Annotated in this window: 21 protein-coding genes; 17 read left to right on the top strand and 4 right to left on the bottom strand. The window is 59.3% G+C overall.

From position 1 onward, the window contains the following. Nucleotides 1-204: 204 nt before the first annotated feature. The 3 genes from DHN55_RS11940 (at nucleotide 205) to DHN55_RS11930 (ending at nucleotide 2,039) form a co-directional block, all read left to right on the top strand. Nucleotides 205-516: a hypothetical protein gene (locus DHN55_RS11940; protein ID WP_108881484.1), complete on the top strand. Its 312-nt coding sequence runs from the start codon at nucleotides 205-207 to the stop codon at nucleotides 514-516. A gap of 117 nt (nucleotides 517-633) precedes the next feature. Beyond that, on the top strand, nucleotides 634-1,236 hold the full coding sequence (locus tag DHN55_RS11935) for an ATP-binding cassette domain-containing protein (RefSeq protein ID WP_108881483.1): 603 nt from the start codon (nucleotides 634-636) through the stop codon (nucleotides 1,234-1,236). After that, complete coding sequence (locus tag DHN55_RS11930) at nucleotides 1,233-2,039, top strand: ABC transporter permease (RefSeq protein ID WP_108881482.1); 807 nt, start codon at nucleotides 1,233-1,235, stop codon at nucleotides 2,037-2,039. Before DHN55_RS11935 ends, DHN55_RS11930 begins: the two co-directional genes overlap by 4 nt. A gap of 49 nt (nucleotides 2,040-2,088) precedes the next feature. On the opposite strand, the gene DHN55_RS11925 is transcribed toward DHN55_RS11930, so the two are convergent. Beyond that, nucleotides 2,089-3,225 carry an aminotransferase class I/II-fold pyridoxal phosphate-dependent enzyme gene (locus DHN55_RS11925; protein WP_108881481.1) on the bottom strand — a complete coding sequence of 379 codons (1,137 nt, stop codon included), beginning with the start codon at nucleotides 3,223-3,225 and terminating at the stop codon, nucleotides 2,089-2,091. 110 nt (nucleotides 3,226-3,335) lie between these two features. Between DHN55_RS11925 and DHN55_RS11920 the strand changes: the two genes are divergently transcribed. Continuing rightward, on the top strand, nucleotides 3,336-4,304 hold the full coding sequence (locus tag DHN55_RS11920; RefSeq protein WP_337660202.1) for an ornithine cyclodeaminase family protein: 969 nt from the start codon (nucleotides 3,336-3,338) through the stop codon (nucleotides 4,302-4,304). Nucleotides 4,305-4,308: 4 nt separating this feature from the next. Here DHN55_RS11920 and DHN55_RS11915 read toward each other — a convergent pair whose 3' ends face one another. Further along, entirely contained in the window at nucleotides 4,309-5,007 is a 699-nt protein-coding gene (locus DHN55_RS11915; protein ID WP_108881479.1) for a cyclic nucleotide-binding domain-containing protein, read from the bottom strand. Between the two features lie 251 nt (nucleotides 5,008-5,258). Between DHN55_RS11915 and DHN55_RS11910 the strand changes: the two genes are divergently transcribed. The 10 genes from DHN55_RS11910 to DHN55_RS11865 all read left to right on the top strand — a co-directional run bounded on the left by DHN55_RS11910 (nucleotide 5,259) and on the right by DHN55_RS11865 (nucleotide 18,692). Further along, the gene (locus tag DHN55_RS11910; RefSeq protein WP_108881478.1) at nucleotides 5,259-6,626 is read left to right on the top strand and encodes an MFS transporter; all 1,368 of its coding nucleotides are present in this window, start codon (nucleotides 5,259-5,261) and stop codon (nucleotides 6,624-6,626) included. A gap of 112 nt (nucleotides 6,627-6,738) precedes the next feature. After that, a complete protein-coding gene (locus DHN55_RS11905) occupies nucleotides 6,739-8,346 on the top strand; it encodes an antiporter (protein ID WP_108881477.1) in 1,608 nt (535 codons plus the stop codon). A gap of 65 nt (nucleotides 8,347-8,411) precedes the next feature. Further along, the gene (locus tag DHN55_RS11900) at nucleotides 8,412-12,170 is read left to right on the top strand and encodes a nitrate reductase subunit alpha (protein WP_108881476.1); all 3,759 of its coding nucleotides are present in this window, start codon (nucleotides 8,412-8,414) and stop codon (nucleotides 12,168-12,170) included. Then, a complete protein-coding gene (narH, locus tag DHN55_RS11895; RefSeq protein ID WP_108881475.1) occupies nucleotides 12,167-13,705 on the top strand; it encodes a nitrate reductase subunit beta in 1,539 nt (512 codons plus the stop codon). The genes DHN55_RS11900 and narH overlap by 4 nt, the downstream gene beginning before the upstream one ends. After that, complete coding sequence (gene narJ / locus DHN55_RS11890; protein ID WP_108881474.1) at nucleotides 13,705-14,430, top strand: nitrate reductase molybdenum cofactor assembly chaperone; 726 nt, start codon at nucleotides 13,705-13,707, stop codon at nucleotides 14,428-14,430. Before narH ends, narJ begins: the two co-directional genes overlap by 1 nt. A 1-nt stretch (nucleotide 14,431) precedes the next feature. Continuing rightward, nucleotides 14,432-15,148, top strand: coding sequence for a respiratory nitrate reductase subunit gamma (narI, locus tag DHN55_RS11885; protein ID WP_108881473.1), 717 nt, complete (start codon nucleotides 14,432-14,434; stop codon nucleotides 15,146-15,148). Between the two features lie 108 nt (nucleotides 15,149-15,256). Further along, nucleotides 15,257-16,075 (top strand): peptidylprolyl isomerase, encoded by an 819-nt coding sequence (locus DHN55_RS11880; RefSeq protein WP_443111128.1) that lies wholly within the window; start codon nucleotides 15,257-15,259, stop codon nucleotides 16,073-16,075. Between the two features lie 113 nt (nucleotides 16,076-16,188). Next, nucleotides 16,189-16,770, top strand: coding sequence for a hemerythrin domain-containing protein (locus tag DHN55_RS11875; protein ID WP_108881471.1), 582 nt, complete (start codon nucleotides 16,189-16,191; stop codon nucleotides 16,768-16,770). Beyond that, nucleotides 16,760-17,416, top strand: a complete 657-nt coding sequence (locus DHN55_RS11870) for a carbonic anhydrase (protein WP_108881470.1) — start codon at nucleotides 16,760-16,762, stop codon at nucleotides 17,414-17,416. The genes DHN55_RS11875 and DHN55_RS11870 overlap by 11 nt, the downstream gene beginning before the upstream one ends. Then, on the top strand, nucleotides 17,409-18,692 hold the full coding sequence (locus DHN55_RS11865) for a molybdopterin-binding protein (RefSeq protein ID WP_108881469.1): 1,284 nt from the start codon (nucleotides 17,409-17,411) through the stop codon (nucleotides 18,690-18,692). The genes DHN55_RS11870 and DHN55_RS11865 overlap by 8 nt, the downstream gene beginning before the upstream one ends. Nucleotides 18,693-18,721: 29 nt before the next feature. Here the strand turns inward: DHN55_RS11865 and upp are convergent, their stop codons facing one another. Beyond that, entirely contained in the window at nucleotides 18,722-19,354 is a 633-nt protein-coding gene (upp, locus tag DHN55_RS11860; protein WP_108881468.1) for a uracil phosphoribosyltransferase, read from the bottom strand. A 228-nt stretch (nucleotides 19,355-19,582) separates the two neighbouring features. Between upp and DHN55_RS11855 the strand changes: the two genes are divergently transcribed. The 3 genes from DHN55_RS11855 to DHN55_RS11845 are packed head-to-tail and all read left to right on the top strand — an operon-like array spanning nucleotide 19,583 to nucleotide 23,217. Further along, nucleotides 19,583-20,908: an FAD-dependent oxidoreductase gene (locus DHN55_RS11855; protein ID WP_108881467.1), complete on the top strand. Its 1,326-nt coding sequence runs from the start codon at nucleotides 19,583-19,585 to the stop codon at nucleotides 20,906-20,908. 38 nt (nucleotides 20,909-20,946) lie between these two features. Beyond that, on the top strand, nucleotides 20,947-22,257 hold the full coding sequence (preA, locus tag DHN55_RS11850; protein WP_108881466.1) for an NAD-dependent dihydropyrimidine dehydrogenase subunit PreA: 1,311 nt from the start codon (nucleotides 20,947-20,949) through the stop codon (nucleotides 22,255-22,257). Nucleotides 22,258-22,287: 30 nt separating this feature from the next. Beyond that, a complete protein-coding gene (locus DHN55_RS11845; protein ID WP_108881465.1) occupies nucleotides 22,288-23,217 on the top strand; it encodes an EamA family transporter in 930 nt (309 codons plus the stop codon). A 136-nt stretch (nucleotides 23,218-23,353) separates the two neighbouring features. Here DHN55_RS11845 and DHN55_RS11840 read toward each other — a convergent pair whose 3' ends face one another. After that, nucleotides 23,354-24,994: a hypothetical protein gene (locus DHN55_RS11840; RefSeq protein ID WP_108881464.1), complete on the bottom strand. Its 1,641-nt coding sequence runs from the start codon at nucleotides 24,992-24,994 to the stop codon at nucleotides 23,354-23,356. Nucleotides 24,995-25,282: the final 288 nt, after the last annotated feature.

The following is a 25,282-nucleotide window of genomic DNA, read 5'->3' as shown; positions in this document are numbered from 1 at the left end:
GGCGGTTCTCGCGAGACTTGCGGCAGGCCAAATTGTGCCCGCCTGGGTGGTGATATGGAATGACACTGCAAGCACACAGAGTGAACGTTGATTCCAACACCTCCCGGCAGCCCATTGTTCTTGAGGGTTGGAGACATATATCTGTAACAGGAGGGTGCGTGTAGCCTGCTGGCGTGTTTCAGCTGACTGCAGGAAGGAGTTCAGATGCCGACCGTGCCGAGTGGGATACTGTATTTCATGGTGTGGAAGTATGCCCTGTACGGTGGCTTGTTGCTTATCGGAAGCCGTGTTTTCAAGCACTTTGGTGTGTTCGATATCTATCCGCTGAGCGGTATTGCGGTTCTAAGCGGGTTTGTGCTGTTGCTCGTCTTGTGGTTCGAGCACGGAGACGACCGGTTGTCCCTGTTGTGGCAGGTGGATGCGGAGCGGACCAATTGTGACCGGATGGCGAAGGCCTTCCTGTATGTGTGCTGCTGTATTGTGTGGCCCAAGTTCGTCATGAGTGATAACTCGTAATGTCTGTGCCGCATTAACCGTCCTCGGCTTTCTGCAGTTCAAGCGGACGCCTTGCTGTAGCAGGCACGTAAACTATGCTGTGATGGAAGCGCACCAGCAACAAAGCGAGCCCGTCTATTGTTCAAGACCGTTGACCTCGGCACCAGACATGTTGGCCCCGTCAGCGTAAGCGTTGCTTGCGGTGAGTGCCTGGCCATTCAGGGGGCTTCGGGATCCGGTAAATCCCTGTTGTTTCGTGCGATCGCAGACCTTGATCCCAATCAGGGCGAGGTATACCTGAACGAACAATCGCGCGAGGAGATGCCGGCGTGGGAGTGGCGCAGGCAGGTGGCATTCGTGCCCGCCGAGACCGGATGGTGGGCAGATGGTGTGCGTGACCATTTTGATGCCGGCGGTGATCTGGACCACCTGCTTGAGGCTGTCGATCTGAAAGATGCGATGGACTGGGATGTGAACCGCCTGTCGACCGGAGAGCGGCACCGGCTGGGTATCATCCGTGCCTTGCAGACCGGGCCGAGAGTGTTGTTGCTGGATGAACCAACCGCATCGCTGGATGCGGACATGACCGGTGCTGTCGAGAGCCTGATCAGACAGCAGCTGGCGAAAGATGTCTGCGTATTGCTGGTCACCCATGATCCGGAACAGGCCGGGCGCCTTGCTGACAGGTCGATGCGGATGGCGGGTGGCCGGTTGCATACCGAAACCGGTGAAACGCCATGAGCAGTTATATTTCACTGTCATACCTCGATCTGGTGGGCGCATCGGTGTTCCTGATACTGAACGCACTATGTTCTTTCGCCCTGAAGCTGGGCCTGGAACGGCAATTGTTGTTTTCCAGCCTGAGAATGATCGTGCAATTGCTGATGGTCGGGCTGGTGCTCAAGGCAGTGTTTGCCGCATCCTCGGCCCTGCTTACCCTGCTGATCGCCGCCATCATGATCACGTTTGCCGGCCGCGAAATCCGGGTGCGCCAGGAACGGCGACTCACGGGACTTTGGGGTTACGGGCTTGGCGCCACGTCCATGATGTTTGCCGGCACAATCGTCACGGCCTGCGTGCTGGCGATACAGATTGAGCCGCAACCCTGGTGGACGCCGCAAATTGCCCTGCCTTTGTTCGGTATGGTGCTGGGAAACACCATGACCGGCGTCAGCCTGGGACTGGATACGCTGCACAGCACCGTCTACCGCGAACGAACCGCCATAGAAGCGCAATTGCTGCTGGGAAGAACCCGCTGGGAGGCGGTCGCGCCGTGCGTCCGCCGCTCGCTGCGCAGCGGGTTCACCCCTATCATCAACGCCATGGCGGCCACAGGCGTGGTGTCGTTGCCGGGCATGATGACAGGACAGATACTGTCAGGTGTCGACCCGCAGGAGGCGGTAAAATACCAGATCCTGATCATGTTCATGATCGCAGGCGCAACCGGGCTCGGGGTTCTGGGTGCCGTGTTTGGCAGTGTCTGGCGGCTGACCGATCACCGCCACCGCATCCGGCTGGATCGGTTGAGTGCCGGATCGCGGTGAACAGGTCTTCCGTTGTACCTGCAGCTGCCATATCTGTGTTACTGCGTCGTCATCCGCGGTTGCGCATGATGTGGGCATCCAACGCGGCCAGTCCCTCATCGAGCCCGTTGCGGCCATAGCCAAGCCTGAAGCGGTCAGTCGGTGTCTCGCCCAGCTGTGAATTGTAGATACTGCCGGGCAGCAGCAGGACGCCGCTCTCCTCCACCAGCGAGCGGATAAAGTTCTCAACGCCGTCAGCGCCCTTGTAGCGTGGAAATGCCATGCAGGAGCCATCGGGCGCCTGCCAGTCAAACAGGTCCGGATAGCGGGCGAAGAAGGCCTCCCACTTAGGCAGGTTTTCATCGACGATGGCGCAGTTTCTTGCCAGCAACCGGGCGCGGTTGTTCAGCGCAATTTTGGCGAGCCGCTCACTGGGGCCGGAGTTGCAGATGGACAGGTAATGCTTCATGCGCTCCATCTTGCTGGTGAGTTCAACGTCCTGGCAGGCAATCCAGCCGATCCTCAGGCCCGGCAGGCCGTAGGATTTCGACATGACCCCCAGTGACAGCCCGCGCTCGTACACATCGGCGATCAAGGGCAGGTGCTCGGTACCGGTGCGTCCCAGCCCGTTGAAAATCTCATCGTGCAGAATGTAGATGCCGTTTTTGCGGCACAGGTCAATCAGCGCCTTATACCGATCCAGCGGCAGGATCGCGCCGGTGGGATTATGGGGGAAGTTGATCGTCACCAGCCTGGTGTTCGGCTGAATGGCATCCGCAACCCGGTCGATGTCCAGCGACCAGTTGTCATCGGGATCAAGCGGCACACCGGTTGCGGCGCAAATAGCCACCGGCAGGGTTTCGTGGGACTGGTAATTGGGCGTGACGACAATCGCGTGGCTGTCCTTGTCCAGGATTACCGTGTTGGCGGCGAAAATGCCTTCGCTGGCACCGGCAAAACACAGCACGTCCTGCACTTTGCGGGTTTCGAATGTAGACGCGATTGCTTCGCGCAGGTCGGGAGCGCCAAAAGTCTCGGTGTAACCCAGCCAAAGACTGTCGAACTCCTCGCGTTCGGCAGGTGTCGCCATCGCCAGCAGCTCGCGCATAGAGATGCTTTCGGCGTCCGATGCGGTCATGTGGTATTTGGCATGAAACTCCCACTTGGAGAAATGTGTTTCCAGTCTGAAGTCCGGCAACGTCGTCATTGTGGTTCGCCTGTGTTTTGATCGTATCGAAGATGTTGTTATAGATGCCGGAAACGATCGGCAACATGGCAATGTCGGGCATGACCGATAGCAGGGGAGGGGAGGCGACAATGATCAGTCTTACACGCCGTCAGATTGAAGCCTTGCTGGAGTATGATCACGCAGCAGGGTTGATCGAGGACGCGTACCGGGCTTCCAGTCTTGGCAAGGTGAACCTGCCGCCGGTTGGACATATCGTGTTTCCCGACCATGACGGAGACTGCCATATCAAATACGGGCATGTCGAAGGAGATGAGGTGTTCGTGATCAAGGTCGCGACCGGGTTCTATGGTAATGCGGCCCGCGGCCTGCCCAGTGGAAATGGCATTTCGCTGGTGCTGAGTGCTCATACCGGTGCCGTGAAAGCCGTGTTGCATGATGAAATGTGCATGACGGATTTCCGGACAGCAATTGGCGGGGCAATCGCGACCCGCCTGTTATGCAGGCCGGATGCCGAACGGGTCACCATCGTCGGAAGCGGTGTTCAGGCGTACAAGCAGGCCGAAGCACATGCCAGGCTGATGCCGGATCGTCGGCTGGAGTTTCTGGTGTGGGGACGCGCAACGGAAAAAGCGGCTGCAGTGGTCAAGGAACTTGCGGCTTCGGGGCTGTGGGCTGAAGTCACGGAAGACCTGGAGGATGCCTGCCGGAATGCAGATGTTGTCATCACCACCACTGCTTCGACCGCACCGGTCATTCAGCATGGCTGGGTTCAGCCCGGCACACATATCACCGCTATAGGCGCGGATGCGCCCGGCAAGCAGGAACTGGACACGCAACTGGTCGCAGAGGCAGACCTGCTCATTGTCGATCTCGGATCACAATGCCTGGATCATGGCGAAGTCGCCACGGCCGCGCGCGCCGGATTGGTTGGACCCGACCGGCTGGCCGAACTTGGAGAGGTGCTGGACCAGCGCAAGCCGGGCCGGACAGCGGCCGACCAGATCACCATTGCAGACCTGACCGGAATCGCGGCGCAGGATATTGCAATAGCGCGCATGGTCGTTTCCGCGTTTGAGCGGTTGGAAGAGGCGAAGTAAACGCTCAGGTCTTGCGGTCATCAATCAGCGGGTTCGGCTTTGCCAGCGTTTCCATCGCTTTCACGTCAGCCAGCCTGATGGTCGATCCCTCTACCTCCACGCCGTAAGGCTTCAGCGTATTGAAGGCGCGCGACAGATTTTCCGGTGTCATGCCCAGGGCAGATGCCAGCGTGCGCTTGTCGTGCGGCAATTCAAGCGACCCGTTGCCACCCTGGTCGTTGTGATAGCGCAACAGCCGGTTGGCCAGACGCTCGACCGCCGTTCTCAGCTTCAGGTTCTTGTGCTCCTTGACCACGCCGCGATAGCAGCTTGCCAGTTCCTGGACGATGGCGCGGGCAAACTCGGCATCCTGCTGGAAAGCCTGGCGAATGTTCTGCGAGGGTATGAGCAGGATCTTCGAGCGCTGCGCGGTGCGGGCCGACATGAGATAAACCGCATCCTTTAGTACGGCGGCCAGAATGAAGGTGCCGACCGGACGTACCAGGCCCATGGTTGATTCCCGTCCGTTGGAGCGGGCGTACAGCTCGACTGATCCTTCCACGACGATATAGAGAAAGTCGGCAACATCGCCTTCGGCAATCAGGTCAAGCTGCGGCGGGAAGGTTTGCAGATAGGCGACCTCCATCAGCGCATCGAAGTGTTTTTCCTCCATGCTGCTGAACAGGCCCAATGCCCTGACTTCCGGCAAATCAGTCGCTCGCACATTCCCTCTCCTTGATAAATATCAAGACTACAATTGATCAAAGTAGCAAGCCTGACGCGTCATCGCAATTCGCTTTCTTGACCGATATTTGCGGCCATCTTGTTTTGTGCACCACAGACAGTTGTTTGGCTATCGGCCGCTGAAATCCTTGACATAGATCAACCCGGCAAGCGCGCAATTGCCAACCCTGATCCCGTCTTTAACCAGTCTGCACGGCGAAAATCCCGTGCAAACCATGAGGGGTTGGATCAATGCACACGCTTGATGGCGTCACTCGCCCGGACCAGTACCGGGCACTGGGACTGAGCACATTTGCGTTCACGGTATGCTTTGCAGTGTGGACGATATTCTCGATTATCGGTGTCAAGATCAAACAGGATCTCGGCCTGTCGGATACGCAGTTTGGCCTGCTGGTCGCGACACCTGTCCTGACAGGATCGGTCAGCCGCATTTTCCTTGGTGTCTGGACCGAGCAGTTCGGCGGGCGATTGATGTTTCCGCTGCAGATGCTGGTTACGGCCGTGGCCGTGTGGTTGCTGACGTCGGTACAGACCTATGAAGTCTTCCTGGTGGCCGCCCTCGGGCTCGGCCTTGCCGGCGGGTCTTTCATTGTCGGTGTGGCTTATGTCTCGCAATGGTTTGAAAAGGAACGCCAGGGCACTGCTCTCGGCATATTCGGAGCAGGCAATGTTGGTGCAGCCGTTACCAACTTTGCGGCGCCGTTCCTGGTGGTTGCAATCGGCTGGGAAGGTACGGCACGGGTTTACGCCATAGTGCTGGCGATTACCGCAGTACTGTTTTATGTCCTGGCCAAGGATGACCCGGCCCAGGCCAGCCGCAAGAAGACCGGCAGCAAGGCAGTATCGGCCGCGGAACAACTGGCACCGCTGAAAGACATTCAGGTCTGGCGGTTTGCGACCTATTACTTCTTCGTGTTCGGCGCCTTTGTCGCGCTGGCTTCTTTCCTGCCGCGCTATTACGTGGGTGCTTACGGTTTGCCGCTGACAACAGCAGGCGTGCTGGCCGGACTTTATTCACTGCCGGGTTCGGTGTTCCGTGCCCTTGGCGGCTGGATGTCGGACAAATGGGGTGCGCGCTTCGTGATGTACCTGACTTTCTTCGTCTCGCTCGGCTGCCTGTTCGTGATGAGCTATCCCGATACCAGCTATGTGGTGCAGGGCATTGAAGGCCCGATCACCTTCGACATTGGCCTGAGTGTTTCGATTTTCGTCGCGCTGACGGTGGTACTTGGCTTTGTCATGAGCCTCGGCAAGGCAGCCGTCTACAAGCACATTCCCGTCTACTACCCGCACCATGTGGGTTCGGTTGGCGGCCTGGTCGGCATGATCGGCGGTCTGGGCGGTTTCGTCCTGCCCATCTCGTTCGGCATCCTGCTCGACTATACCGGCGTATGGACGGCCCCTTACATGCTGATGTTCGTGCTGGTCGCCGTCTCCACCATCTGGATGCATATCGCCATCCGTCGCATGGAACGGGCCCGTCATCCTGGCCTGGAAGCCGAGAAGTATCTCTCGGATGTGCCTGAGAAACCTCTTGGCAAGCCCAAGGCATCCCAACAGGGCAAAGCGACCGCAGGCGATCTGAAACCTGCCGAATAACAACACTGTCGCAGGCCGCCACGGGCGGCCTGCTTCCAGAGCACATGCCGGATTTTCCCGGTGAACAGATTGAGCGGGTGCTTCACCGCCCGCACCGAAACAGGAGAGAGACGTGGGACAAGATCTTCGCAACTGGAATCCGGAAGACGAGGCCTTCTGGGAAAAGGAAGGCAAGAAAATTGCCAACAGGAACCTGTGGATTTCCATTCCCAGCCTGCTGTGCGGTTTTGCCGTGTGGCTGTACTGGGGGATTATCACGGTTCAGATGCTGAACCTCGGATTTCCATTTGAAAAATCCGAACTGTTCACGCTCGCAGCCATTGCCGGCCTCACCGGCGCAACCTTGCGGATACCCAGCACGTTCTTCATCCGCATTGCAGGCGGGCGCAACACGATATTCTTCACCACTGCGCTGCTGATGATCCCAGCCGTTGGAGCCGGACTGGCACTGAGTGATCCCAGCACACCGTTGTGGCACTTCCAGATACTCGCCTTCCTGTCGGGTATTGGTGGCGGCAACTTCGCCTCATCCATGTCAAACATCAGCTTCTTCTTTCCCAAGCGGACACAAGGCTATTCGCTGGGCATGAATGCCGGACTGGGCAATTTCGGGGTCACGACCATGCAGATCCTGGTGCCGCTTGTCATGACGATCGGCATATTCGGCGGTGAAGCCATGATCCTGCAGAACACCAGCGGCACGCTGATCGGCAAAATTCCTGCCGGCACCGAAACCTACATACAAAATGCAGGTTTCATCTGGCTGGTTTTCCTGATCCCGCTGGCGGTCGCCGGATGGTTCGGCATGAACAACATCCGCGATGAGCACGTTTCGCCAAACATCTCCAATCCGCTCGGCGCCTTTGCGACCATCACTTTCATGCTGCTGATCGGCATGGTTACAGCCGCTTGCGGGCTGTGGTTCATGCTGCCGGAAAGCGTTGGCGGGTCAGGCTTGAACGTGTCGAAGTGGATCGTGCTTCCGCTGGTTATTGCGGCAACCGTTATTCTGCTGAAACTGATCCCCGGCCAGATTGGCCGCAACCTGACGCGCCAGTACAAGATATTCGGCAACAAGCATACCTGGGCGATGACCATCATCTATACGATGACGTTCGGATCGTTCATCGGCTATTCGGCAGCCTTTGCCCTGGCGATCAAGGTCATCTTCGGCTTCCAGCATGTCGTGGTCGACGGTGTCCTGACCCATGACACAGCAAACCCGAATGGTCCAAGCGCCCTGATGTATGCCTGGATGGGCCCGTTTATCGGGGCGCTGATCAGGCCGCTCGGTGGCATGATCTCCGACAAGATCGGTGGCGCGAAAGTCACCCAGATCATATCGGTGGTCATGGTGGCCAGTGCGCTGGGCGTCGCCTACTTCATGAAGCAGGCTTATGCGTCGGCAACACCTGAACAGTACTTCGTTCCGTTCCTGTTGTTGTTCCTGGTGCTGTTCACCGCCACCGGTATCGGCAACGGCTCGACCTTCCGCACCATTGCGGTGGTGTTTGACAAGGAACAGGCGGGCCCGGTTCTCGGCTGGACTTCTGCAGTAGCGGCGTACGGCGCCTTCATTATCCCGAAGGTGCTGGGCGAGCAGATCAAGCTCGCGACACCGGAGCTGGCCTTATACGGCTTCGCCGTCTTCTACACGCTGTGCATCGCAATCAACTGGTGGTTCTACCTGCGCAAGAACGCCTACGTGCAAAACCCGTGATCTGAACCGAGTAGCCGGCGGCGTGTCAGAACGCCGCCCCACCGAACAGACTGGAGAAAACCAAAATGAGTAACCTGCTCAACCGTCTCAACTTCCTGGCCCGCAAGAACACGGGAACCTTCTCTGACGGTCATGGTGTCACCACCAATGAAGACCGCTCGTGGGAAGACAGCTACCGGAAACGCTGGCAGCACGACAAGATTGTGCGTTCAACCCATGGCGCCAACTGCACCGGCTCGTGCTCATGGAAGATCTATGTGAAAGGCGGCATCGTCACCTGGGAAACCCAGCAGACCGACTATCCGCGCACCCGGCCCGACCTGCCCAACCATGAACCGCGCGGATGTTCGCGCGGGGCCAGCTACAGCTGGTACATGTACTCCGCAAACCGGGTCAAATACCCATTGGTGCGTGCCAGGCTGCTGAAGCAGTGGCGCAGGGAACGTGCGGTCCGTACGCCGGTTGCGGCATGGACCGCCATCCAGGAAGACCCGCAAAAGCGCCAGGACTATATCAAGGTGCGCGGCCACGGCGGTTTCGTTCGCGCCAAGTGGGAAGAAGTCAACGAGATCATCGCGGCTGCCAACGCCTACACGGTGAAAAAGTGGGGGCCTGACCGGGTTATCGGTTTCTCCCCAATCCCGGCAATGTCCATGGTCTCCTATGCTGCAGGCTCGCGCTACCTGTCTCTGATGGGCGGTGTGTGCATGTCGTTCTACGACTGGTACTGCGACTTGCCGCCGGCCTCGCCGATGACCTGGGGCGAGCAGACCGATGTGCCGGAAAGCGCCGACTGGTACAATTCCGGCTTCCTGATGCTGTGGGGCTCGAACGTGCCGCAGACCCGCACGCCTGATGCGCATTTCTACACCGAGGCCCGCTACAAGGGCGCCAAGTCGGTCGTGGTATCGCCGGACTATTCCGAGGCGGCGAAGTTTTCCGACATGTGGCTGCATCCCAAACAGGGTACCGACGCAGCGCTCGCCATGGCCATCGGCCATGTGATCCTGCGCGAGTTTCATCTCGACCGCCAGGCAGAATATTTCGAAGACTACTGCCGCCGCTACACCGACATGCCGATGCTGGTGAAGCTGGTCAAGAAGGACGGCAATTATGTGCCGGACCGGCTGGTGCGGGCATCCGATATCAGGGGCGCGCTTGGCGAGAAGAACAATCCTGACTGGAAGACAGTCGCAATTGACGGCAAGACCAGGAAACTGGTGGCGCCAAACGGCTCCGTAGGATTCCGCTGGGGCGAGCAAGGCAAGTGGAATCTGGAGGCCAGGGACGGGAAGGGGAAAGATGTCGAGCTTGCCATGAGCCTCATCCTTGATGAGCATCATGACGAGGCCGCACCGGTCGCCTTCCCGTACTTCGGTAATCGCGAACACGATCATTTCGAAGGAACGGATCATGACAGCGTGCTGGTGCGTTCGGTACCGGCCAGGACTGTCAAGCTGACCGACGGTGATACCCTGGTTGCAACCGTGTTTGACCTGTTCGTGGCCAATTACGGGCTCGACCGCGGACTGCGCGACGGCAACTCGGCCAAGACCTTTGACGATGACCTGCCCTACACGCCGGCCTGGGCCGAGAAGATCACCGGGGTGCCGCGTGACCAGATCATCGCGGTTGCCCGCGAGTTCGCCTCCAATGCCGAGAAAACCAAGGGCCGCTCGATGGTCATTCTCGGGGCCGGCCTGAACCACTGGTACCATATGGACATGAACTACCGCGGCATCATCAACATGCTGGTGATGTGCGGCTGTGTCGGCCAGTCAGGTGGCGGCTGGAGCCATTATGTGGGCCAGGAGAAACTGCGCCCGCAGACCGGCTGGCTGCCGCTGGCATTCGGTCTCGACTGGAACCGTCCGCCACGGCAGATGAACTCGACTTCGTTCTTCTATGCCCACACGGACCAGTGGCGCTATGAAACGCTGGAGGTGGATGAAATCCTGTCGCCGACGGCGCCGGACGGACCGTGGGACGGGACCCTCATTGACTACAATATCCGGGCTGAACGCATGGGCTGGCTGCCGTCGGCTCCGCAGCTCAAGGCAAACCCGCTGGAAATCGCTGCGGCTGCGGCGAAGGCCAAGAAGGACCCGAAGGACTATGTTGCCGCGCAGTTGAAGGCCGGCAAGCTGCAGATGTCTTGCGAAGACCCTGACGACGAGGCCAACTGGCCGCGCAACCTGTTTGTCTGGCGGTCAAACCTTTTGGGTTCGTCCGGCAAGGGACATGAGTATTTCCTCAAGCACCTGCTCGGCACATCACATGGTGTGATGGGCAAGGACCTCGGCGAGGAAGGCCGGGTGCGCACCACTGAAGCCGAATGGCATGAGGAGGCTCCGGAAGGAAAGCTCGACCTGCTGGTAACGCTTGATTTCCGGATGTCGACGACTTGCGTCTATTCCGACATCGTGCTGCCGACCGCTACCTGGTACGAGAAAAACGATCTCAACACGTCCGACATGCATCCCTTCATTCACCCGCTGACCAGTGCGGCTGATCCGGCCTGGGATGCGCGCAGTGACTGGGACATTTTCAAGGGGCTTGCGGAAAAATTCTCCGAAGTCTCTGCCGAAGTCCTGGGTGTGGAGAAGGATGTGGTGCTTGTGCCCATCCTGCATGACACGCCAGGCGAACTGGCCCAGCCAAAGGATGTGAAGGACTGGAAGGCAGGCGAGGTGGAGCCGATTCCCGGCAAGACCATGCCCATGGTTGCGGTGGTCGAGCGTGACTATCCGAACCTCTACAAGCGCTTCACCGCGCTCGGTCCGCTCATGGACAAGCTGGGCAATGGCGGCAAGGGCATCTCCTGGAACACCGAGCACGAGGTTGAGCTGCTCGGCCGCCTCAATGGTGTTGTGACGGAAGAGGGTGCAACCAAGGGCCGGCCGCGCATCGATACGGATATTGATGCCACCGAAGTGATCCTGTCTCTGGCGCCGGAGACCAACGGTGAGGTTGCGGTCAAGGCCTGGGACGCACTGTCGAAGGCAACCGGGCTCGAGCATGCCCACCTTGCAATACCCAAGGAGGATGAGAAAATCCGCTTCCGGGATGTGGTGGCGCAGCCCAGGAAAATTATCTCGTCGCCAACCTGGTCGGGCATTGAAAGCGAGAAGGTCTGCTACAATGCCGGATACACGAACGTCCATGAACTGATCCCGTGGCGCACGCTGACCGGCCGCCAGCAGCTCTACCAGGATCACCTGTGGATGCGGGCGTTCGGAGAAGGGTTCTGTGTCTACCGTCCGCCGATCGACACAAAATCGATCAATCCGGTTATCGAAGCCAAGTCGAACGGCAAGCCGCAGGTGGTGCTGAACTTCATTACGCCGCACCAGAAATGGGGCATCCATTCGACCTATTCCGACAACCTGATGATGCTGACGCTGAACCGTGGCGGTCCGGTGGTGTGGATATCGGAGACAGATGCCGCCAAGGCTGAACTTGTCGACAATGACTGGGTCGAGGTGTTCAACAGCAATGGCGCGATTTCGGCCCGCGTCGTGGTTTCCCAGCGCATGAAGGAAGGTACGATCTACATGTACCATGCGCAGGAGAAAATCGTGAACACACCGGGCTCGCAGGTGACAGGCCAGCGTGGCGGCATTCACAACTCGGTCACCCGGGCCATCACCAAGCCGACCCACATGATCGGCGGCTACGCGCAACAATCCTATGGTTTCAACTACTACGGCACGGTCGGGTCCAACCGCGACGAGTTCGTGGTGGTTCACAAGATGGACAAGGTCGACTGGATGGAAGGTCCGTATGTCGAACCGGTAACCCCCAAAGTGGAGGCAGCAGAATGAAAATCCGCGCTCAAATCGGCATGGTGCTGAATCTCGACAAATGCATCGGCTGTCATACCTGTTCGGTGACCTGCAAGAATGTCTGGACCAATCGCGAAGGCGTCGAATACGCCTGGTTCAACAATGTCGAGACCAAGCCAGGCGTCGGCTATCCCAAGCAGTGGGAAAACCAGAAGAAATGGAACGGCGGCTGGACCCGCAAGGCCAATGGCCGGATTCAACCGAAGATGGGCCCGAAATGGCGCATTCTGGCGAAAATCTTCGCCAATCCCGACCTGCCGGAGATCGACGACTACTACGAGCCGTTCGATTTCGACTATGGCCACCTGCAGACAGCCGGTGAAACTGAAGCCTCGCCCACGGCAAGGCCGCGTTCGCTGATCAGCGGCGAGCGCATGCAGAAGATCGAATGGGGCCCCAACTGGGAGGAAATCCTGGGCGGCGAGTTTTCCAAGCGGTCGGCCGACTACAACTTCGACGGCATCGAGAAGGAAATCTACGGCGAGTTCGAGAATACCTTCATGATGTACCTGCCGAGATTGTGCGAGCATTGTCTCAACCCGACCTGTGTGGCGGCATGCCCGTCCGGCGCCATCTACAAGCGCGAGGATGACGGCATTGTCCTGATCGACCAGGAGAAATGCCGCGGCTGGCGCATGTGCGTATCGGGCTGTCCCTACAAGAAGATCTACTACAACTGGTCATCGGGCAAATCGGAAAAATGCATATTCTGCTATCCGCGTATCGAGGCCGGCCACCCGACGGTGTGCTCGGAAACCTGTGTGGGACGGATCCGCTACCTCGGTGTCGTGCTTTACGACGCCGACCGGATTTCCGATGCCGCGTCGACGCAGGATGAAAAGAACCTGTACGAAGAACAGCTCAAGGTGTTCCTCGACCCGAATGATCCGGCGGTCATCGAGCAGGCGCGCAAGGACGGTATCCCGGAAGCGTGGCTGGAGGCCGCCAAGAAATCGCCGGTCTACAAGATGGCGATGGACTGGAAGGTCGCGTTCCCGCTGCATCCGGAATACCGCACGCTGCCGATGGTCTGGTACATCCCGCCATTGTCGCCGCTGCAGTCTGCTGCTGAAGCCGGCAAGATCGGCATGGACGGCGCCATGCCGGATGTCCGCTCCCTGCGCATCCCGGTGAAATACCTGGCCAACCTGCTTACCGCCGGCAAGGAAGCCCCTGTCGTATCGGCGCTGGAACGGATGCTGGCCATGCGCGCCTATATGCGGGCCAAGACCGTGGACGGTGTCATAGACGAAGTGGTGGCCGAGAAGGTCGGCATGACCGGCCAGATGATCGAGGACATGTACCACGTCATGGCAATCGCCAATTACGAGGACCGTTTCGTCATCCCGACCAGTCATCGCGAGATCAGCGAGGACGCCTATGACGTGAGGGGGTCATGCGGGTTCTCGTTCGGCAATGGCTGTTCTGACGGCGACACCGAGACCGACCTGTTCGGCGGCAAGCGGACCAGGACGGTTCAGACCCCAACCGATATTTTCAAGGAGCGCGTGTAATGAATACGACCCTGAAGGTTCTCTCGCTGCTGCTGACATATCCGACGGCAGATTTGCTGAACGGACTGCCGGAGCTGAAGACGGCACTGGAACAGGATGCTGCCCTTGGTGACCGGGAACTGAAACTTGTCACCCGCCTGGTCGACGATATCGGCAAGCTCGACCTGTACGATGCCCAGGAGCGCTATGTGTTCCTGTTTGACCGCACCCGTACGCTGTCCCTGCATCTGTTTGAACATGTGCACGGCGAAAGCCGCGACCGCGGCCAGGCCATGGTCGACCTGATGGCCATGTACGAGACGGACGGTTTCGAGATCGACGCCAAGGAACTCCCTGATTTCCTGCCGATGTTCCTGGAGTATCTGTCCAACAAGCCGGCGGCGGAAGCCCGCGAACTGCTGGGGCAGACAGCGCACATCATCACCGTCCTGAAACAGCGGTTGCGCAAGCGTGACAGCATCTATGTCAACGCCTTCGTTGCGCTTGAGGCAATCGCCCGGGGAAAACCTGATGCGAAGCTGGTGCGCGAGCTGCTGGCCGTGCCGGAAGACGATCCGAACGACCTGGAGGCACTGGACCGGATCTGGGAAGAAGAGGCGGTGACCTTCGGTGGCAATGCCGGCGAGGGAACCTGTGGAACCGACCGGATACAGCGCCAGATGCGCGCCCATCAACGCAAACCGGGCGACGACCTGCCCGGCCAAAACAACCGGATAGGAGGCTGACATGCCCGGTTACATCAACACACTGCTGTTTACCGTTTATCCGTACGTGGCGCTGGCGATCATGATCATCGGTTCCATATTGCGTTATGACCGTGAGCCCTATTCCTGGCGCTCCGGCTCCTCACAATTACTGCGGCGCAAGCAGCTGATGTGGGGGTCGGTGCTGTTCCATGTCGGCATCTTGTTCCTGCTGCTGGGGCATTCCGTCGGGCTTTTGACCCCGCATTCGGTCTATGAGCATTTCCTGTCTGCGGAAGCCAAGCAATTGCTCGCCATCATTGCCGGGTCGATTGCAGGTGTCATCTGCTTCATTGGCCTGTGCATGCTGATGCACCGGCGGTTTTTCGATCCGCGTATCCGGGTCACGTCGACCTTTGCCGACAATGCAATCCTGGTCATCTTGTGGGTGCAACTGATGCTTGGCCTGATCACCGTGCCGTACTCGCTTCAGCACGAGGATGCCGGTGTCATGCTGGCGCTGTCGGAATGGGCCCAGCGCATTCTCACGCTGCAGATTGACGGCACAGCCAGTCTCGTTGCCGCGCAGGCATGGCCGTATCAGGCGCATATCCTGCTGGGCCTGACGATCTTCCTGATCTTCCCGTTCTCAAGGCTGGTGCACATGCTGTCGGTTCCGGTTCGCTATTTCTGGCGCCCCGGTTACCAGGTTGTGCGTGAACGCAACCGTCGCGGTTCATCGCGGTTGCCGGCGGAGTAACAGCACATGACCTCAATCTATCAGAACCCGACCCTGCATATCCGCGAACCCGGCAAGAAGGAAGCCGCTCAAACGGGATATGACGGATATGTTGAACCGGACACCAAGATCCCGCCCAGGCCGGCAAAGGTGATCAAGGATGTCACGGTGAATGGAGTGCTCATCCCGGAAGCCGACATCATGGCTGAAGCCCAGAACCATCCCGCAGATACACCCGGTGCCGCCCTGGCCCAGGCAGCCCATGCGCTGGCGGTGCGGGAACTGTTACTGCAGGAGGCCGGCAGGCTGAAGGTTGCGGCACCCGCCCCGGCCGGTGAAGGCCGACGCGAGGAGACCGGTGACGACGTTGTCATAAGGCTGCTGATCGAGCAGGAGATCGATGTGCCGCAGGCCGGTGAAGAAGAGTGCCGGCGGATCTATGCCGTGAACAGACACCGGTTTTGTTCCGACACGATCTATGAAGCGCGCCACATTCTGTTTGCCGTTGAAGGTGACGATACCCAGGCCCGTGAGGCGGTGCGCGGCAAGGCTGAAAACCTGGCTGCTCATCTCAGCCTGCATCCGGAAGAGTTTGCCGGTGTTGCTGAAGAGTTTTCGGACTGCCCGTCAGGCCGGCAGGGCGGCAATCTGGGGCAGCTCACAACGGGTTCGACGGTGTCGGAGTTCGAACGCGCACTTGAAACCATGAGCGCCGGGGACACCACGCCAAAGCTGGTTGAGAGCCGATTCGGTTTTCACCTGGTGGTGGTGGACCGCAAGATCGATGGCGAACAACTGCCCTTTGAAAACGTGCAGGCCCGCATAGCCGCGTGGCTCGATGCGGCGGCCTGGTCGAAGGCGGTTGCACAGTACATTTCCATTCTTGCCGGCAAGGCGGACATACAGGGCGTCGATATGGAGGCATCCCATGGTTTTCTGGTGCAATAGAGCGTTTCAGCTTGTTGTGTTGAATCAGGGTTGATGCCTAACAGACTGTTTTCACGTGTCTTTGTCTGCACAACTGACACACCTGGCGAAACAGGTCACAGGAGGAAACAAAAATGAAGAAACAGGAGGAGACAGAGGTTCTTGCCCTGGAGACGCTTGGCAATGCGCCGCCGTCATCGCAACTTTCCGAACCGCTGGATTACATTTTCGCGGAGCATTTTCGGCAGCGTGTCCTGTGCAACGCGCTGGACGAAATTGCCGATCAGGAACAGCCTGACCGGCAGATGATAGAGGCGGTCCTGCGGTTTCTGAGAGTCGACTTCGCCCCGCATATGCTGGACGAGGAACATGACCTGTTTCCCATGCTGCGCAGGCGGGCAGAGCCCGAAGACCGGATCGATGACGTAATCGGCCAGTTGACCCAGGAGCATGCGGCAGACCGGCTCGATGCCAAACTGATTACCGAAGGACTGGCCAAGGTGCTGGCCGGCAAGGCAGTCACCGGGGTGGCATCTTCGCTCGCCAAACTGCTGCACCGGTTTGCAGAAAATGAACGCAATCACCTTACCCTCGAGAACGCGATCATCCTTCCGCTGGCCCGCATACGGCTGACGGCGGATGATGTGCGCAACCTGGCGCAGCGGATGGCAGCACGCAGGGGTGTCGATCTTAAGGAGCTGGGTGATGCTGTCTGACCTGCTGGACCACAATGTCCGCTGGGCGACGGCGAAGCACGACGAAGACCCGGAATACTTCGACAGGCTGTCCAGCCTGCAACGGCCCGACTATCTGTGGATCGGATGTTCAGACAGCCGGGTGCCGGCCAACGTCATTACCGGGCTGGAACCGGGTGAAGTTTTCGTGCATCGCAATGTTGCCAACCTGGTGCACAGGGCAGACCTGAACCTGTTGTCGGTGCTGGAGTTCGCTGTCGAGACACTTGAGATCAAGCACATCATCGTGTGCGGCCACTATGGGTGCGGCGGGGTGCGGGCTGCCATGGACGGGCACCGGCACGGCATTATTGACCACTGGCTGCAGCCCATTCGCGACGTTGCCGATGTCAGCGCGCAGGAACTTGCTGCTATTGAAGACGGGCAATCGAGGCAGGACCGGCTGTGCGAACTGAGCATTCAGTCCCAGGTCGCCAGCCTGGCACGAACCCCGATCATCCAGTCGGCCTGGCGGCGTGGCAAGCCGTTGCGGATCCACGGCTGGGTTTACGGGCTGAAAGACGGGTTGCTGCGAAACCTGGATTGCTCGACCGAAGGGCTGCCGGTTTCGGTGCCGACCGTGGTAGCCGACAACAACTGCAAACCAGGAGATGTAATCAATGGCTGATACAGCCGGTCTTGCCGCATGTGGGTGCGATGATCCTGTCCAGGTGAAACCGCGGATGTCGGTGCATGATGCCGTTTGCCGGGCACATGCGCTCGTCACGAAACCGGCAGAGTTTGAGCTGATTGAGCTGGGCGGCGCCGGCAATCGCACCTTGAGCAAGGACCTGCATGCGCCTGCACCAATGCCGTTCTTCAATAACTCGGCGATGGACGGGTTTGCGGTCAGGACGTCATGTTTTACCGGAAACGGGCCGTGGAAACTTCCGGTCACGGGGCCGCTGGCGGCAGGACCGCGGCCGGTCCCCTCTGTTGCCGAAACACCGGTAGCGGTTCGCATATTCACCGGCGCGCCGGTACCTGAGGGCTTTGATGCCGTGGTCATGCAGGAAGACGTCGGCATGGATGCAAGCCATGCAGTGTTCATGCGCAAGCCGGTGGCGGGCCAGAATGTCAGGCAGCAGGGAGAAGACATCTCGCGAGGCGCCTTGCTGGTCAGGGCAGGGACCCGTCTCGGGCCGCGGCATATCGGACTGCTTGCAGCCAACGGGTACTGCGCGGTCAACGCCTACCGACGCCCCAGAGTTGGTGTCTTTTCGACCGGAGACGAGGTCATCGAAGCGGGGCAGTCAATGTCGGTTGGCCAGCTGTTTGATGCCAACCGGCCGATGCTGATCCGGCTTGCGCGCCAGGCAGGTGCCGATGTCACGGACCTTGGCATCATCGGTGACACGCTCGACGCGACCACAAGCTGTTTCGCACGGATGGCCGGGAAATTCGATCTGATCGTCTCATCGGGAGCGGTGTCGGTGGGAGGACATGATTTCATCAGGCCTGCGCTGGAGAAGGCCGGCGGCGAGGTGGCATTCTGGCAAGTCGCCATGAAGCCCGGAAAACCGGTCATGTTCGGCAAACTTGGCGATACCGTTGTCGCCGGGCTGCCGGGCAACTCGCTGGCCGCCTATGTCGGGTTCAAGTTGTTCATCGATGGAATGGTGGCAAGGTTGTCGGGCCGACAGGATCACGTCCATCTCACAACGACCCCGGCGATTGCCGGGTTTGACTGGAACAGATGGCCGGGACGGACCGAATACTTTCCGGTCAGACGGGCAGGGACAGACAGGTTTGGCGTACCGGTCATCGAGCGCCTCGGCCGGGGTGGCTCAGCTTCGCTGGCGCCGCTGTGCCACGCAGACGGCATTGCCGTAGTGGCGGCCGATATCGATACCGTGGCGGCGGGAGACATGCTGAGCTGGCATGAGCTGTCAGATAGCGACTGATTGATGCGGCCGGCCGCGGGGAACTTGCCTTACTTGGTGCCGAACATGCGGTCGCCTGCGTCGCCCAGGCCCGGCACGATATAGCCGTGATCATTGAGATGGCTGTCGATGGCGGCTGTAAAGATCGGTACATCGGGATGCTTGGCGGTTAAGGCCTCGACACCCTCCGGTGCTGACAGCAGGCACATGAAACGAATGTCCTTTGCACCGGCCTCCTTGAGCCGGTCTATGGCTGCGGAAACCGAGTTGCCGGTTGCCAGCATCGGATCGACCAGGATGACGGGACGGCTTTCAATCTCGTCCGGCAGCTTCAGGTAGTACTCGACGGCCTTCAGTGTCTTGGCATCACGATACAGCCCGATATGGCCGACGCGGGCCGACGGGACCAGGTCCATCATGCCGGACAGCAGGCCGTTGCCGGCGCGCAGGATGGACACCAGGCACAGCTTCTTGCCGGCCAGGAACGGTGCGTCCATGGATTCAATGGGCGTTTCGATGGTGCGCGTGGTCAATGGCAGGTCGCGCAGAACTTCATAGGCCAGCAGCAGTGAAATCTCGTTCAGCAGTTTGCGGAACACGGCGGACGGTGTCGTCTTGTCCCGCATCAGGGACAGCTTGTGCAGGACAAGGGGGTGGTCGATCACGGTTACCGGTGACGTCATGAGAGAAACCTTTTCATACTGGGCAGGAACGGGAACGCACTGGATAAAATGGATACGCACTCATTGCAGTTTGGGCAAGTGGCGGGTGTGGATAACGGAAAGAAAATTTACCAATTGATAAATTTTTTGAACTTGCATACCCTGACACCATCCGCCTGACACATCAGGCAGCACCGACAATCAGCAGCAAGAGGCCAGGGAGACAGTCCATTGAACAGCAAACAGCATATGAGCGGCGTTGTTGCAGGACGGCTGGAAACATCCGACATCGAGGATAATTTCCAGGACCTGCATCCACCGCTTAACGCGCACGAGGCGGTGGTTGCTGCGGACCGGTGCTACTTCTGTCATGACGCGCCGTGCGTGACTGCATGTCCGACGTCAATCGACATTCCGATGTTCATCCGCCAGATTTCGACCGGCAACCCGCTCGGGTCGGCAGAGACGATTTTCGATCAGAACATACTCGGCGGCATGTGCGCCCGGGTGTGCCCGACCGAAACACTGTGCGAGCAGGTCTGCGTGCGCGAAGTGGCGGAAGGCAAGCCGGTCAAGATCGGCCTGCTGCAGCGCTACGCAACCGATCATGCAATGGACGCTGACAGTGAAATCTACAAACGCGCCGAACCATCAGGCAGGAAGGTGGCCGTGGTCGGGGCAGGGCCTGCAGGCCTTGCATGCGCGCATCGCCTGGCGATGTACGGGCACGATGTTGAAATCCTTGAAGCCAGGGAAAAGCCCGGCGGCCTGAACGAGTTCGGCATTGCCGCCTACAAGACGGTCGACGACTTTGCCCGGCGCGAGGTTGATTTTGTGCTGTCTATAGGCGGCATCGATATCCGGTATGGCCAGAAACTCGGCGACGGCATTTCACTGGGACAACTTCAGGCAGACTATGATGCGGTGTTCTTAGGTGTAGGCCTGGCGGACGTGAATGCGCTGCGGATGGAAGGCGCCGATGCTGAAGGTGTCGTTGATGCGGTGGATTTCATCGCCGGGCTGCGCCAGTCGAAGGACAAGGCAGACATCGGTGTTGGCAGGCGGATAGTGGTTATCGGCGGTGGCATGACGGCGATTGATGCAGCGGTACAGGCCAAGCTGCTCGGGGCCGAGGATGTAACGATCTGTTATCGCCGGGGCAAGGACCGGATGAACGCATCGGTGTTTGAACAGGATCTAGCCACCTCGCGCGGTGTCGTCATCCGGCACTGGCTGCAGCCACAGGAAGTCAACATCGCGGATGGCAAGCTGCGGTCTGTAACCCTGGAATACACATCGCAGGACGGCGGCAAGCTGGCCGGTACCGGCGAGACGATGACCATCGAGGCGGATCAGGTGCTTGTGGCCATCGGCCAGACGCTGGAGGTGTCGGGCCTGGGCTCGCCGGTCAAGCTTGATGGCGGGCGCATTGCGACCGATGCGGATGGCCTCACGTCTGCTGAAAAAATCTGGGCTGGCGGTGATTGCACCAACACCGGCGACGACCTGACGGTGACGGCGGTTGCCCAGGGCAGGGACGCGGCAGAGGCGATCAACGAGACACTCAAGCAGTAGCGTGACTTTCTAAAAGGCGCGTCAAAGGAGAGAGTACCATGGCTGACATCACAAACACTTTCGCCGGTATCAAGTCACCAAACCCGTTCTGGCTGGCGTCAGCGCCGCCGACCGACAAGGCTTACAATGTGGAACGCGCCTTCAAGGCCGGGTGGGGCGGCGTGGTGTGGAAAACGCTTGGCGAGGACGGACCGCCGCTGGTCAACGTCAACGGACCGCGCTATGGCGCGATCTGGGGGGCTGACCGCCGCCTGCTTGGTCTCAACAACATCGAACTGATCACCGACCGGGACCTGTACGTCAATCTCCGAGAAATCAAGCAGGTCAAGAAGGACTGGCCGGACCGCGCCATGGTGGTGTCGATCATGGTGCCGTGCGAGGAGGCGGCCTGGAAGGCCATACTGCCGCTGGTTGAAGAAACCGGTGCAGACGGTATTGAGCTTAATTTCGGCTGCCCGCACGGCATGAGCGAACGCGGTATGGGATCAGCGGTCGGCCAGGTGCCGGAATATATCGAAATGGTCACGCGCTGGTGCAAGGCAAACACCCGCATGCCGGTGATCGTGAAACTGACACCCAACATCACCGACATCCGGTTTCCGGCGCGCGCGGCACAGGCCGGTGGTGCGGATGCGGTCTCGCTGATCAATACGGTGTCGTCGATCACGTCGGTCAATCTCGACAATTTCTCGCCTGAACCCTCGATTGACGGCAAGGGCTCGCACGGCGGCTATTGCGGTCCGGCGGTCAAGCCGATTGCCTTGAACATGGTGGCGGAAATCGCCCGCGACGCAGAAACCCGCGGCCTTCCCATCTCCGGCATTGGCGGCATCACTACATGGCGTGATGCGGCAGAATTCCTGGCGCTTGGCGCGGGTAATGTCCAGGTCTGTACCGCCGCCATGACCTATGGCTTCAAGATCGTATCGGAGATGATCGAAGGCCTGCAGAACTGGATGGATGCCCAGGGCCATGCAAGCCTCGATGACGTCATCGGACGCGCAGTGCCCAATGTCACCGACTGGCAGTATCTCAACCTCAACTATGTCACCAAGGCGAAGATCGACCAGGACATGTGTATCTCGTGCGGCAGATGCCACATCGCCTGCGAGGACACATCGCACCAGGCGATCACCCAGGAAGTGAACGGGGTGCGGCGTTTCGAGGTGATCGATGAAGAGTGCGTCGGCTGCAATCTGTGCGTGAACGTGTGTCCGGTTGAAAACTGCATCACCATGGAACCGCTGGCGACCGGAGCGGTCGACAAGCGAACTGGGGAAAAGGTCAGTGGTGACTACGGCAACTGGACGGAACACCCGAACAACCCGTCAAGGGTGGCTGCGGAGTGACACATACGCCTCTGTCGCAAGGCCGTTGCGATGAGTGAGCAGGAAACCGCGGTGCGCACTTCCGCCTTTGCCACAGGCCGGCAGAAGCTGCTCGGTCATCTGGCATCCTTGATGTTTGCCCTGCTGATCGCCGGTTCGTTCTCGATCGGCGATCTGGCGGCACCGTTCATTGCACCGGCGGCACTGAACGGCGTGCGCTTTGTTATCGCGACCGCTCTGGTCGCTGCCGTCGCCCTGGCGATTGCGAACAAGCCGATTGCCAGGCCGGACGCCGTGTGGCGCTATGCAATCCTGGGCGCGCTGATGGCGACCTACTTCATCCTGATGTTCGTGGCGCTGCAGATTGCCGAACCGATCTCCACCGGGGCGGTGTTCATGCTGGTGCCGCTGATGAGCGCCGGGTTCGGCTGGCTGTTCCTGCGCCAGACGACGCCCGGCATTGTCTGGCTTAGCCTGTTGACGGCCGCAGCCGGTGCCATCTGGGTCATATTCCAGGGGGACCTGGATGCCATTCTCAGGCTCCAGATCGGCAAGGGCGAGGCGATCTTCTTCGTAGGCTGTGCAGCCCATGCGGCTTACGCATCACTGGTGCGGAAGTTCAACAAGGGCGAACCGGTGCTGCATTTCACACTCTACACCCTGGTGGCATCCACCTTGTGGATAGGGGCTGTCGGGGCCCGTGATATCGTGGTGACAGACTGGACGGCACTTCCCGCAATTGTCTGGCTCGCGGTCGCCTATCTGGCAGTGTTCACGACGGCAGGCACGTTCTTCCTGATCCAGTTCGCCTCGCTGCGCCTGCCGGCGTCAAAGGTGTTGTCCTATACCTATTTCACGCCCGCCTTCGTGATCCTGATCGAAGGCAGTATCGGGCACGGCTGGGTCGGCCCGTCAATTCTTGCCGGCGCGCTGGTGACGGCGGCTGCAATGCTGGTCATGGCGTTTGCACCGGACCAGTGAGCCGGCAGTCCATGGTGCGGACCTGCCTGTTAGGCCAACAGCATAGGACTGCTGTGCGAGCAAAGCGACCATCGATCCCAGGTGCACTAATGTCGGCTCCTGACCCCGAGTGGACTCTGCTGCCTCCCGGATAAAGTTATGCGGCCGTTTTCTGGCGACAGTAACATGACGCCCTGATCGGGACCTCAGCCCGAGCCATTGCCCTGTCGAGTTGCAGCTTGATGTGCGCCGCCTCAGTCTTTTCTCCTCGCTTGACGAGACATTCGTGCAGTCCATGCAAGCTCCATACGTTCCCGGGGTTCTGGCAAGCACGACTGAGTATTGAGTCCAGACCGAGGTCCGCTCGATACACGGCTTCGGCTTCCTCGTAGTGGCCCTGTTCAAGCAGCAACGCGCCCAGGGCATGGCGGGTCGGCTGCATCCAGCCCCAGGGCTCATCGTATTCAAGGTTGTCATCCAGTTCGACCGACTTACGCAGATGGTCGAACGCCTCGACGTGATTGCCTTTGTGATATTCCAGTTCGCCAAGCATCATCTGTTCGGCGACCGCCAGCACATCCTTGGCCGTGTTGTTGATGACCAGGCGGCTTTCAGGCACAGCGGCGCGGGCCTCATTGAACGCTTTAACCGATTGCTCCGCTTCGCTTAGTTTGCCGAGATTGGCCAACGCCACCGTGCGGGCGTATTGCAGCACCGCCGTGGTGTAGCAATAGAGCTGCTTGTCGTCCGGGAACGGTGTGTCGAGGATGTCCTGCCACTGCCCGAAGCGGATCTGGACGTGGTGTTTAACGGAGATGAAGCACTCGAGGAAATCTCCGAGTATGCTTATGGCCGATTCCGGCAGGGTTTCGGCCAGTTCGTCGGCCGACTCGTGGGCTATTGACGGCTGGCCCAGGAACATCGCTCCGTAGATCCTGAAGTGATAATCGTGGGCGCGGTAGAACGAATAGAAATTGTCGGCCCCTCGGTGCTGATAGTACTTGCGATTGGCAACAATTGCCTCGCCATTGCGATCAACCACATTCTGGTAATCGCCGCACAGGACATCGATATGCGTCGGCATGTGCCTGAGATGGCCCGCGTCAGGTACCAGCTGGCGCAATCGGTCACCCTGGCGCAGGGCGCGTTCCGGGTGCGGCGACATTTCCATGACGTGGATGTAGAGGTGAAGCAGACCTGCATGGTCCCAGGCACCGTCGATGTCCGACAATGCGGTTTCGATGACTTTGATGATTTCGGTCGTGTCTGCGTTGTCGGCAATGGCGCCCGATTTCAGATCCCACAGCTGCCATGGCGTACGGTTCATCATCGACTCGGCGAAGATTGTGCAGACCTCGAGGTCGTGCGGATAGTCATTGTGCACTTTGCGCATGGCATCGGCGAAGGCGTCATGCCATTCAGAGAAGTCTTCCGTAGCCGGGTCTTCCGGATAGCGCTGAAGCAGAGCGGAGACAAATGCCGCCTCGACCGGCGTGACGCAGTCGACAAGGCCCTTTGCAACCGCCAGCGCTGCAGCTGCCTTGGCGAGCATATCGACCTTTTCGTCAGGGTCGTAGGTGTCCCATGCGTGGTTGTAATTTGGCCCGATCGCATAAGCGATGCCCCAAAGGGCCATGGCGCAGTCAGCATCATGGGTCAATGCCTGCTCAAAACAGTAGATGGCTTCTTCGTGATTGTAACCATAGATCCACATCAGGCCCTGGTCGAACCATTGCTGCGCCTGATCCGAACTGGTCGATACCTTCCGCGAATAGGTCCCCAAATTGTAACTGGTCATACTTCCCTCATCACCCCTTACCTATGAGCTCATAATGTGAGGCCTGACATCGGCAATCGTCAAGGCAGGCGGCCTTTGCCTGACTTGCCGGGACCCGGAACCATGCGCACCTGAACGTCGAAATCGTCACAGATGAACGGTATCTGACGGAACTGTCTCACTAACTGTTTTTTAACCGTGTTCCTGAACCCGGCCTTTACCGACGTTAGGGCAAGATAGCTAAAGTTTTAGCAAAATCATTCAGGTTTTGCTGACCAAACGACGGCGTTTGAAACGTGGGAACATTGC

Origin of the sequence: Anderseniella sp. Alg231-50, from assembly GCF_900149695.1 — a bacterium.
Lineage (GTDB): Bacteria > Pseudomonadota > Alphaproteobacteria > Rhizobiales > Aestuariivirgaceae > Anderseniella.
Note: the sequence above shows the minus strand (reverse complement) of the source record. Positions and strands in the feature narration are given on the sequence as shown.

What these genes read in the sequence shown, in the direction of transcription:
- DHN55_RS11940 (WP_108881484.1), top strand. Translation starts at nt 205, where the DNA reads ATGCCGACCGTGCCGAGTGGGATACTGTATTTCATGGTGTGGAAGTAT.
- DHN55_RS11930 (WP_108881482.1), top strand. Translation starts at nt 1,233, where the DNA reads ATGAGCAGTTATATTTCACTGTCATACCTCGATCTGGTGGGCGCATCG.
- DHN55_RS11925 (WP_108881481.1), bottom strand. Translation starts at nt 3,225, where the DNA reads ATGACGACGTTGCCGGACTTCAGACTGGAAACACATTTCTCCAAGTGG.
- DHN55_RS11920 (WP_337660202.1), top strand. Translation starts at nt 3,336, where the DNA reads ATGATCAGTCTTACACGCCGTCAGATTGAAGCCTTGCTGGAGTATGAT.
- DHN55_RS11910 (WP_108881478.1), top strand. Translation starts at nt 5,259, where the DNA reads ATGCACACGCTTGATGGCGTCACTCGCCCGGACCAGTACCGGGCACTG.
- DHN55_RS11900 (WP_108881476.1), top strand. Translation starts at nt 8,412, where the DNA reads ATGAGTAACCTGCTCAACCGTCTCAACTTCCTGGCCCGCAAGAACACG.
- narH (WP_108881475.1), top strand. Translation starts at nt 12,167, where the DNA reads ATGAAAATCCGCGCTCAAATCGGCATGGTGCTGAATCTCGACAAATGC.
- narJ (WP_108881474.1), top strand. Translation starts at nt 13,705, where the DNA reads ATGAATACGACCCTGAAGGTTCTCTCGCTGCTGCTGACATATCCGACG.
- narI (WP_108881473.1), top strand. Translation starts at nt 14,432, where the DNA reads ATGCCCGGTTACATCAACACACTGCTGTTTACCGTTTATCCGTACGTG.
- DHN55_RS11875 (WP_108881471.1), top strand. Translation starts at nt 16,189, where the DNA reads ATGAAGAAACAGGAGGAGACAGAGGTTCTTGCCCTGGAGACGCTTGGC.
- DHN55_RS11870 (WP_108881470.1), top strand. Translation starts at nt 16,760, where the DNA reads ATGCTGTCTGACCTGCTGGACCACAATGTCCGCTGGGCGACGGCGAAG.
- DHN55_RS11865 (WP_108881469.1), top strand. Translation starts at nt 17,409, where the DNA reads ATGGCTGATACAGCCGGTCTTGCCGCATGTGGGTGCGATGATCCTGTC.
- upp (WP_108881468.1), bottom strand. Translation starts at nt 19,354, where the DNA reads ATGACGTCACCGGTAACCGTGATCGACCACCCCCTTGTCCTGCACAAG.
- DHN55_RS11855 (WP_108881467.1), top strand. Translation starts at nt 19,583, where the DNA reads ATGAGCGGCGTTGTTGCAGGACGGCTGGAAACATCCGACATCGAGGAT.
- preA (WP_108881466.1), top strand. Translation starts at nt 20,947, where the DNA reads ATGGCTGACATCACAAACACTTTCGCCGGTATCAAGTCACCAAACCCG.
- DHN55_RS11845 (WP_108881465.1), top strand. Translation starts at nt 22,288, where the DNA reads ATGAGTGAGCAGGAAACCGCGGTGCGCACTTCCGCCTTTGCCACAGGC.
- DHN55_RS11840 (WP_108881464.1), bottom strand. Translation starts at nt 24,994, where the DNA reads ATGACCAGTTACAATTTGGGGACCTATTCGCGGAAGGTATCGACCAGT.